Origin of the sequence: Edaphobacter sp. (assembly GCF_035532915.1) — a bacterium.
In the GTDB taxonomy this organism is placed as follows: Bacteria; Acidobacteriota; Terriglobia; order Terriglobales; family Acidobacteriaceae; genus Edaphobacter.
In genome coordinates this window covers 1-9798 of record NZ_DATKQC010000096.1, presented here as the reverse complement: position 1 = coordinate 9798, position 9798 = coordinate 1, and the positions used below count along the sequence as shown (strand labels likewise).

8 protein-coding genes are annotated in these 9798 nt (G+C 60.7%); 1 reads left to right on the top strand and 7 read right to left on the bottom strand.

What is annotated here, in order from left to right:
* Nucleotides 1-750 (top strand): TIGR00282 family metallophosphoesterase (locus tag VMU57_RS04995; RefSeq protein WP_325381437.1); only part of this gene is annotated, 750 nt, incomplete at its 5' end.
* Nucleotides 751-792: 42 nt separating this feature from the next.
* Here the strand turns inward: VMU57_RS04995 and VMU57_RS04990 are convergent.
* From VMU57_RS04990 to VMU57_RS04960, 7 genes are all read right to left on the bottom strand, one after another.
* The gene (locus VMU57_RS04990) at nucleotides 793-2289 is read right to left on the bottom strand and encodes an NADH-quinone oxidoreductase subunit N (protein WP_325381434.1); all 1497 of its coding nucleotides are present in this window, start codon (nucleotides 2287-2289) and stop codon (nucleotides 793-795) included.
* Nucleotides 2289-3842, bottom strand: coding sequence for an NADH-quinone oxidoreductase subunit M (locus VMU57_RS04985; RefSeq protein WP_325381429.1), 1554 nt, complete (start codon nucleotides 3840-3842; stop codon nucleotides 2289-2291). Before VMU57_RS04985 ends, VMU57_RS04990 begins: the two co-directional genes overlap by 1 nt.
* A gap of 19 nt (nucleotides 3843-3861) precedes the next feature.
* Nucleotides 3862-5841 (bottom strand): NADH-quinone oxidoreductase subunit L, encoded by a 1980-nt coding sequence (gene nuoL, locus VMU57_RS04980; protein ID WP_325381425.1) that lies wholly within the window; start codon nucleotides 5839-5841, stop codon nucleotides 3862-3864.
* Complete coding sequence (gene nuoK / locus VMU57_RS04975; RefSeq protein ID WP_325381422.1) at nucleotides 5838-6149, bottom strand: NADH-quinone oxidoreductase subunit NuoK; 312 nt, start codon at nucleotides 6147-6149, stop codon at nucleotides 5838-5840. Before nuoK ends, nuoL begins: the two co-directional genes overlap by 4 nt.
* Before the next feature lie 4 nt (nucleotides 6150-6153).
* Nucleotides 6154-6663, bottom strand: coding sequence for an NADH-quinone oxidoreductase subunit J (locus tag VMU57_RS04970; RefSeq protein WP_325381419.1), 510 nt, complete (start codon nucleotides 6661-6663; stop codon nucleotides 6154-6156).
* Between the two features lie 90 nt (nucleotides 6664-6753).
* Nucleotides 6754-7827 carry an NADH-quinone oxidoreductase subunit NuoH gene (nuoH, locus tag VMU57_RS04965; protein ID WP_325381417.1) on the bottom strand — a complete coding sequence of 358 codons (1074 nt, stop codon included), beginning with the start codon at nucleotides 7825-7827 and terminating at the stop codon, nucleotides 6754-6756.
* A 17-nt stretch (nucleotides 7828-7844) separates the two neighbouring features.
* Nucleotides 7845-9798, bottom strand: a 1954-nt coding sequence (locus tag VMU57_RS04960; RefSeq protein WP_325381415.1) for a molybdopterin-dependent oxidoreductase, incomplete at its 5' end; no start/stop codon positions are given.

The window sequence follows — 9798 nt, the reverse complement described above, 5'->3', positions numbered from 1 at the left end:
CATATCGTCCGCGGACACCTGCCCCACGTCCTCGAAACCAATGCCGTCGATCTGCTGGTCATCAACGGCGAAAACGCCGCTGGCGGCTTTGGCATCACGCCCTCCATCGCCGAAGAGCTGTTCGACCTGGGCGCGCACGTCATCACCACCGGAAACCATATCTGGGACAAGAAAGAGATCTTCGAGTACATGGCCGTTCCCGCGAACTCGCACTCGCGCAACCGTCGCGTCATTCGCCCGGCCAACTACGCCGCGGGAACGCCGGGCTTCGGCGTGTATGAGGGGGCGCTGGGGAACGGGCAGACTTACGCAGTCCTGAACCTGCAGGGCAGGGTCTTTATGTCCTCCTGCGACGACCCCTTTCGCAAGGCGGACGAAATTATCTCAAAGCTCACCGCCAAGGTGATCCTCCTCGACCTGCACGCCGAGACCACCAGCGAGAAGGTGGCCATGGGCTGGTACCTGGATGGCCGCGTCACCGCCGTCCTCGGCACCCACACCCACATTCCCACCGCCGACGAGCGCGTCCTGCCAGGCGGTACCGCCTACCAGACCGATGTGGGCATGTCGGGGCCCTATGACTCTGTCATCGGGGTCGAAAAAGAGCTGGTACTGAGCCGCTTCCTTACCGGGATGCCGGGCAAGTTCGAGGCAGCCAAGGGGAATCCGAAGATGTGCGCCGCGCTGATTGTGTGCGATGGGGCTACAGGTCGGGCACAACGCATTCAGCGCATCATGCTCGGTGAATAGAGCGTGATGCGCTGAAGAGGCGATTGGGCAGAAAAGAAAAGTCTACTGCTGTGAAATCACTACGGGGGCTGCTGCCGTGGGAGCCGGTGCGGTCTGCGTGCTGGCGCTGGCCCGCTGGGCGAGGTTGAGGAAGTGCCCCGGCAGGATTCCGAGCACCAGCGTAGCGGCCGCTGCGAGGGTCAGTCCTACACCAGCCGGAACGCTGAGGCTGCGGCCCTCAGTGGGCTGTGCGGTCTCGGTGACGGGGCGGGAGTAAAGCGCGACCAGCAGGCGGAGATAGTAAAAGCAGGCGACGCCGCTGTTGAGCAGGCCGATAACCGCGAGCCATACGTGATTGGCATGGATGGCGGCGGAGAAGACGTAGAACTTGCCGAAGAAGCCGCCGGTAAAGGGGATTCCGATCAGCGAGATCAGGAACAGGGCAAGGAACGCAGCCAGGATGGGGCGGCGCAGGCCGAGACCGGTGTAGTCGTCGGTGGTGCGGATCTGTTCGTTGTAGCCGGTGACCTGGGTGATGACGGCGAATGCGCCGATCTGCATGGCGGCGTAGCTGGCGGTGTAGAAGCAGGCCGCGGCGATGCCGTCCCCTCGAAGCGCAGTGAAGGCGACCAGGATGTATCCGGCATGGGCGATGCTGGAGTAGGCCAGCATCCTCTTGACGTCGCGCTGGAGCAGAGCGCCGAGGTTGCCGACGGTCATCGACAGGGCAGCGAGAATCCACAACAGGACAGCCCAGCGATGCTCCATGGGGCCGAAAGCGGAGAAGGTAATCCGCAGCAGAACGGCGAACGCTGCGGCCTTGGGCGCGGTGGACATGTAGCCGACGACGGGCGAAGGCGCTCCCTGGTAGACGTCAGGCGTCCATACATGGAAGGGAGCTGCAGAGACCTTGAAGCCGAGGCCGATGAGGATCATGGCCAGCGCAAGGAAGGCCATGCGTGGCGTGGTCGTGGTGGCGAGGCCCTGAGCGATGGCTGCGATGCTGGTGGAGCCGGTGGCTCCGAAGGCCAGCGCGATGCCGTAGAGGAAGAAGGCGGTGGCGAAGGAGCCGAGCAGGAAGTACTTGATCGAGGCCTCGGAGCCCGCCGCGCTGCCCTTGCGGAAGCCGCACATAATGTAGGTCGCGATCGACGAGATCTCGAGACCGACGAAGATGACGAGCAGTTCGGTGGCACAGGTCATCAGCATCATGCCAACCGCACTGAATATGACGAGGGCGAAGTATTCGCCCGAGTGGCTGGCGTTGCCTTCAAAGTAGTCGAGCGAGATGAGCAGCGTGACCAGAACAATAGCCGAGATCAGCAGATGGAAGAAGACGGAGAAGGCGTCGATCTGGATGCTGTTGGAGAAGGCCGTGATGGTGCCGAGATGGAGCTGATACCAACTGGCAAAGCCTGCGCCCAGCGTACCGAGGATGGCGAGCCAGCCCAGCGGCTTGCGGCTCGCGCCTGGGGGAAGCAAGGGCTCGGCGAGCATGATGAGGACGCCGACGATGGTGAGGATGTACTCAGGCAGAAGAGCAACGATATTCGGGGACATTATTTGGCCTCCGTGCTGGCCGAGGCCGTCGTGATTTGAGCTTGAGGCTGAACTGAGGAAGACTGGGTCGCTGCGATGCGGGTTCCTGCTGCGTCAATGGCGCGGAGCCAGATAGGAGAGGCCACTCCCATGATGAGGAAGAGGATGACCAGAGGCCACATGGCGAGATGTTCGCGTGCGTCGAGGTCCCAGCCCTTTATGTTTTCAGGCTTGATCCCGAGATCGCCGTAGAAGACGCGCTGAATCATCCAGAGCATGTAGGAGGCGCTGAGGATGACGCCAGTCGTGGCGAGGACCGTCCAGACCATGTGGTGCGCGAAGACAGCCTGCATGGAGCCGGAGAGGATGAGGAACTCGCCGACGAAGCCGTTGAGCATAGGAAGACCGACCAGCGAGAGCGTGGTGATGACGAACAGAGTCACCATCCAGGGAAGCTTGGCAGCCAGGCCGCCGTACTCACGCATGTCATAGGTGCCATAACGCTCGTAGAGGATGCCGAGCAGCATGAAGAAGGCTGCACCCGAGAGGCTCTCGCTGAGGATATGGAAGATGCCGCCGTCGAGGCCGGAGATGGTGAAGCTGAAGATGCCGAGGATGATGAAAGCGAGCGCGCTGAGGGTGGCGTAGGCGGCGAGGCGCTTGAGGTCCTTCTGGACAAGGGCGAGCAGCGCGCCGTAGACGATGCCGATGGCTCCAAGCGCGAGCATCAGGGGGGCGATGCGGTGCGACTGTTCCGGGAAGATGCTGAAGGAGAAGCGCAGGATCGAGTAGAGGCCAAGCTTACCGGCAAGCACCATGACCGCTGCGGTAGGGGCTTCAGAGACGGCGTCCGACAGCCAGCCGTGCAGCGGGAAGACCGGGACCTTGACCGCGAACGCGACCAGGAAGGCCAGTGAGCAGAGCCAGAGTGCGCTGGAGTTGCCGGAGATACTGTGTGCGGCGGCAAGCTGCGTCAGCCGCGGCAGATCGAATGTGCCGGTGCGGGCATAGAGCCACAGGATGCCAACGAGCAGAATCGCCGAGGGAATGAAGGCGTAGAGGAAGAACTTGATCGCGGCGCGGCGGCGGTTTTCGGTGCGGCCGAAGGTGGCGATCAGCAGCGTCATCGGGATGAGCGAGAGCTCCCAGAATCCGTAGTAGAGGAAGAGGTCGAGCGAGACGAAGACGCCGATCATCGCGACCTGCTGCAGCAGGAAGAGGACGTAGAAGGTCTTCTTGCGCGTTTCGATGGCGCGCCACGAGACGAGGACACCGAGCGGGGCGAGGATGCCGGTGAGCACCACCAGCCACATCGAAAGGCCATCGACGCCGAGGTGGTAGCGGATGGCAGGAGAAGCGATCCAGGGAACATCGGTTGCGAACTGGAAGGTGCCGGAGGACGCGCCGTAGTCGTAGTGGAAGGGAAGATGGAGTGTGAGGAGGAAGGTGATGAGCGTGACGGCGAGGGCGCCCCACTGCATCAGCTTGCCCTTGTCCGGCAGCAGCGCCAGCAGAATCGCGCCGGCGAGCGGGACGAGGATGAGGATGGTCAGGATGGAGTGGTCTATGTTCATCGGGTTTTAGTCGTTTCCTTTAGTGCACCCAGAGCGAGCGTCCGAAGATCATGACGACGAGGACGGCGGCGGCGCCTAGCGCAAGCCATCCGGCATAGGAGCGAATGTTGCCGGATTGGACCCGGCGGGTGACGATGCTGAGGCCTCGGGTGGTTACTCCTGCGAGCGCACCGGAGCCGTTGACGATGCCGGCTTCGACGAGCCAAGCCAGAACCGTGCGTGTAAACATGAGCAGGCCAGTGACGAAAAAGCCATAAATCTCGTCAACCCAGAACTTGTTCTCGACCAGCGAATAGAGCGGCTTGACCTTGAGGGCAAGCGCTCCGGCTGTGCCGGGCTTCTTGTAATAGAAGAGCCACGCGAAGAAGAAGCCGATGGCTACGACCAGCAGCGAGATCGCGACAAGGGTAAGCTCCAGGCCGTGGCTGGCAGCGGTGGTAGCCTCTGGGGCAGTCCCGAAGACTGGGTTGAGGAACTTGCCGAAGGCAACGTGCCACCATCCGCCGACGAGCGAGAGAATGCCAAGGATAACAAGAGGAAGCAGCATGACCCAGGGCGATTCGTGAACTCCGTGGGAGTGGCTGTCGTGACTGGCGTGAGTATCGTGGCCATGCACGTCGTGCTGAGCTTCTACAAACCGCTCTTCGCCGAAGAAGGTCTTGAACCAGAGGCGGAACATGTAGAACGATGTCATGCCAGCGGTGACGACGCCAACAAGCCAGAGCAGCTTGCCGATCGGGTTGTCCGAGATGAAGGTCTGATAGAGGATCGCGTCCTTCGAGAAGAAGCCCGCGAACGGCCAGATGCCCGCGATGGCGAACACGCCCGAGGTCATCGTCCAGAAGGTGATGGGGATGCGTTTGCGCAGGCCGCCCATGTTGCGCATGTCCTGTTCGCCTGAGAGAGCGTGAATCACCGAACCGGCAGCAAGGAAGAGCAGCGCCTTGAAGAAGGCGTGCGTGAGCAGATGGAAGATTCCGGCGGCGTAGGCGCCGACTCCGCAGGCCAGAAACATATAGCCAAGCTGCGAGACGGTGGAGTAGGCGAGAACGCGCTTGATATCGTGCTGCACCATGCCGATGGAGGCGGCCACAATTGCCGTCGCCGCGCCGATGATGGCGACTACAGCGAGCGCATAGGGAGAGCGGTCAAACAGCGTATGGCAGCGGGCGACCATGTAGATGCCAGCCGTGACCATGGTTGCAGCGTGAATGAGAGCGGAGACCGGCGTGGGACCTTCCATCGCGTCGGGTAGCCAGATGTAGAGGGGAATCTGCGCTGACTTTCCGGTGGCTCCCACTACGAGCAGGAGCGCTATGGCGGTAAGGAAGCCGCCGTGCCACTCGGGATGCTGCGAGATGGAGGCGAAGACATCGGTGAAGTTGAGGTTGCCGAAGTGGGCGACGATCAGGAACATCGCCAGAAGGAAGCCGAAGTCGCCGATGCGGTTGACGATGAAGGCCTTTTTACCGGCGTTGGCGGCGGAGTCCTTCTTGAAGTAGAAGCCGATCAGCAGGTACGAAGCAAGACCCACGCCCTCCCAGCCGACGAAGAGTAGAAGGAAGCTGCTCGAGAGCACCAGAACCGACATGAAGAACATGAAGAGGTTAAGGTAGGCGAAGAAGCGCCAGTAACCCTCTTCATGCGCCATGTACCCGGCGGAGTAGAGATGGATGAGGAAGCCGACGCCGGTGATGACGCTGAGCATGATGAGCGTCAGATGGTCGACGGTGAAGGCGAAGTTGACCTGAAAGCCGGAGATCGCGATCCACGGACGGCTCACGGCATGAATGGCCTCGGGAGCGTTGGCTGCCGTCATGACCGACCACAACCAGGCGACGATGCCGGCGGGGATCGCAGTAAAGAACAGCGCAACGGCGGTAACGGCGGCGCGCGGCAGCTTGCGGCCCAGGGTTCCGTTGATCAGGAAGCCGACGAAGGGAAGCAGCGGAATCAGCCAGAGATAGCAGGCAGGAATCATGGAGGTCTGAGGGCTCATAGTTTCATCAGGTCGATCTGGTCGACGTTCAGCGTCTGGCGGGTACGGAAGATGGCGATGATGATGGCAAGGCCAACGGCGGCTTCGGCGGCAGCGACGACCATCACGAAGAAGACGAAGATCTGGCCGCTGATCTGGTGCCATTGATGCGCAAAGGCGACGAAGGTAAGGTTGACGGCGTTGAGCATCAGCTCAATCGACATGAAGATGGTGATGATGTTGCGCTTGATGAGGAAAGAGCCGACGCCGATGGAAAAGAGGATGGCGGCGAGAACAAGGTAATAGGCGGTAGGAACTTGTGCGGCCATAGGCTTATTGCTCCTCCTTGCGCGCGAGAACTACAGCGCCGAGGATAGCGACGAGGATGAGAATAGAGGTGACTTCAAAGGGAAGAAGCTGCTTCGTGAACAGCACCTGACTGATCTCGGCGATATTGTTGAGGCCATTGTTGAGATGACCTCCAAGGCTGGCGAGGCCAAGCGCCTTCTGCTCCGACAGAAATACGAAGCTGAGCAGGCAGAAGATGACCGCAGCTCCAGGGATGCCGACGATGTAGGCGGCGCGGCTGCCGTGAGTGCGCTCTTCTTCTCCTGCATTAAGCAGCATAATGACAAAGACGAATAGCACCATGATGGCGCCGGAGTAGACGATGACCTGCGCGGCGGCAAGGAACTCAGCCCCCAGCGACCAGTAAAGGACCGCAAGCGACATCATCACAACGACGAGCGACAGAGCGCTGTTGATGGGGTGACGTTGCAGCAGGAGATTGAGTGCTCCCGCTACGGCCAGCGCGCCAAAGATTATGAAAAGTGCCAGTTGCATGATGAACCGCTCAAGTCTTTCCTGAATCGCTAAGAAACAGAGCAGAAGCTTTTGGCTATCTGCCGATTGTAAAGCAGCCCGGCGGTGAGACTAACCGTGCAGCGCGAGAACAAGGCTGGTGATGATAATGTTTGCCATCGCCAGAGGAAGTAGAAATTTCCAACCGAAACTCATGAGCTGGTCGTAACGAAACCGGGGAAGCGTTCCGCGTACCCAGATGTAGAGCAGAAGGAACGCGAAGACCTTAGCAACGAACCAGAGCACTGGAAAGACCGCCGTGAGAATAGGACCGCCGAAGTTCGCCGGAAGCAGATGACCGAGCGGGCTTGAAGCGCCGCCAAAGAACATCAGCGTGGCGACGCAGCTTACGGTGATCATGTTGGCGTATTCGGCCATGAAGAACATGGCGAACTTCATGGAGCTGTACTCGGTGTGATATCCGGCGACCAGTTCGGACTCAGCTTCGGGAAGGTCGAAGGGAGTGCGGTTGGTCTCGGCATAGGCCGCCATCAGGTAGATGAAGAAGGCCACGAACTGGAAGCCGCCGAAGAAGTTCCACGATAGAAGTCCATGAGCGGACTGGCTGTCGACAATCGTGCGCAGGCTGAGTGACTGGGCGCGAAGAACGACGCCGACCAGCGAAAGTCCGAGGGCAAGCTCGTAGCTGACGAGCTGAGAGGTCGCCCGCAGCGAGCCTAGAAGCGAGAATTTATTGTTCGACGACCAGCCCGAGAGCGCGATGCCATAGACGCCGATCGATGTGATGCCGAGGATGACGAGCAGGCCGATATTGATGTTCGAAATATCAAACATATCGACGCCGATGCCGTTGGCATAAATATGATGGGCAGCTCCGAACGGAACGACAGCGATGGAAACAAGCGCGCAGGTGAGCGCAATGATCGGCGCTGCGATAAAGAGAGGACGCTCGGCTGCGAGGGGCAGCAGGTCTTCCTTGAGGAAGAGCTTGATGCCGTCGGCGAGAGGCTGTAGCAGGCCGAAAGGACCGACGCGGGAAGGGCCCCAGCGGTTCTGCATGTGGCCGAGGACCTTGCGCTCCAGCAGCACCGTGTAGGCCACCGCCGTCAGTGTGATGACAAAGACGACGATGATCTTAACAATGCTGAGCAGCAGAAATGTCTGGAACGGACTGAGATGGCTCACGGTGTCTGGTTGCGCTCCTAGTCGGCGGCTTGGATCTGAATAAGGGGCTGATTGGCCTGAAATTGTTGCACATCGTTCAGCATGGCGGAGTAGCGGCCAAGCGTTCCGGAGGTGAAGAGGGTGTCGTTTGCGGGCAGGACCAGATCGCGTCGGTTGCCGATCTGAACCAGGCCCGAAGCAGCGGGCTGCAGGTGCTGGTCGTTGCCCGAGAGAAGCTGGAGACGCAGCAGGTTGTAGCCGGGAACGAGACGCTGAATCTCGTCGAGAATGGCGTAAGAATCAAACGGGCTCAGCTTCGGCTCAAGGTTGTTTGCCGTCAGCCATACAGAGTGACGGTCTGCCTCACCCGACTGCGCACCGCGGGACTGGCCCATATCGGCGCGAAGTCCTTTGCCAAACGGTACAAGCTTGCGCATGTCCGCGCCCATCTTGTCCGCGATGCGGACGATCATCTCGAAGTCGGTACGGACACCAGCGCGATCGCCGGCCTTTTTGACCTGCTGCAGGTCGCCGTAGCTATTGGTGGCAGAGCCTGATTTCTCGTAGAGATTTGCGGCAGGCAGGATAACGTCTGCGAGCGCGGCAGTCTCGGTGAGGAACATCTCCTGCACCACGACGAAGGTGTTCTTGAGCGCCGCAGGATCGACGTTGTAGCGCGCCACTGGATTCGAGCCGACCACGTAGAGCGCCGAGAGTTCGCCGCGACCAGCTGCGTCGAAGATCTCAACCATATCGAGACCAGCTTCGGCGGGAGCGTTGTACTCAGCAAACGTGCTGTTGTTCGCGACCGGGGTGTAGCCGGGAAGCATGTCCGGCAGCAGCCCCATATCGGCCGCGCCGCGCGAGTTCGCGTAGTCGGAGAGCAGGGCGAACTTCGCGCCGGGAATGCTGAGGCCAAAGTCGATGAGCTTCTTCAACTCTGTACCGCGCAGCTCGGAACCGATAAGGATGAGGAGGTTCTCTTCTGACTTGACAGTGTCGCGGAAGGCGCTGAGCGCATTCACATCGGAGACGGCACTCGATCCCGCTGCATTATCTCCAGCGAGGTAGCCAGCCAGTGCGCCATAGCCGAACGGTGCGAGCCGAACGAAAGCCTTTGCCTGACGGCGCAGCTTGATCTCGGCAGAATTGACGACGTAGAGCCGCGCGCGGTTGTTACGAACATTAGTGCGGATATTCCATGCCGTTCCCGGAGCCTGATTCGTGGGATCCCCCCCTACCAGCAAAATCGCGGGAGCGGTGAGTGTGTCGCGCAGGGAAGCAGTACGATCTCCGTGTCCGGCGAGTGCCTGGGCAAAGGAGACATAATCCGCCGTGCGATGGTGATCTATATTGTTCGTGCCGAGCACAGTACGGGCAAACTTCTGCAGGAGGTAGGCTTCCTCGTTGGTCAGGCGATTGCCGCCGATGACGCCGATGCTCTTGCCGCCGCGTGTATCGCGAAGCTCGCGCAGGCGCTTGCCTACATGATCGAACGCCTCTTCCCAGCTAACCGGCTTGAACTCTCCGTTTGCCTGGCGAACCAGCGGCTGGGTGATGCGATCGTCGTTGTTGGCAAAGTCGAAGGCGTAGCGTCCCTTGTTGCAGAGGAAGTCGCCGTTGATGCCGCTCTTGTCGCGGTTGTCGCCGCGCACGATCTCCGAGCCGTCGGAGGTGCTGCGAACACCAAGGGTCGTCTTGCAACCGTCGCCGCAGTGGGTGCACGTCGTGGCGACGTGGTTCATCTCCCACGGGCGAGTCTTGTAGCGATAGGTCCCGCTGGTCAGCGCACCGACCGGGCACGCGTCGATGCACATGCCGCACTGCTCGCAATCGAGATGGGCGAGATCATCGGGCGACATCTGCGCGGGAATATTCGGCGCGATGATCGACGAGCTGCCGCGGTTCTGGATACCGAGCGCGAAGACATCCATTCCCTCGCCGCACATGCGCACGCAGCGATAGCAGAGGATGCAACGGGGCCGGTCGAAG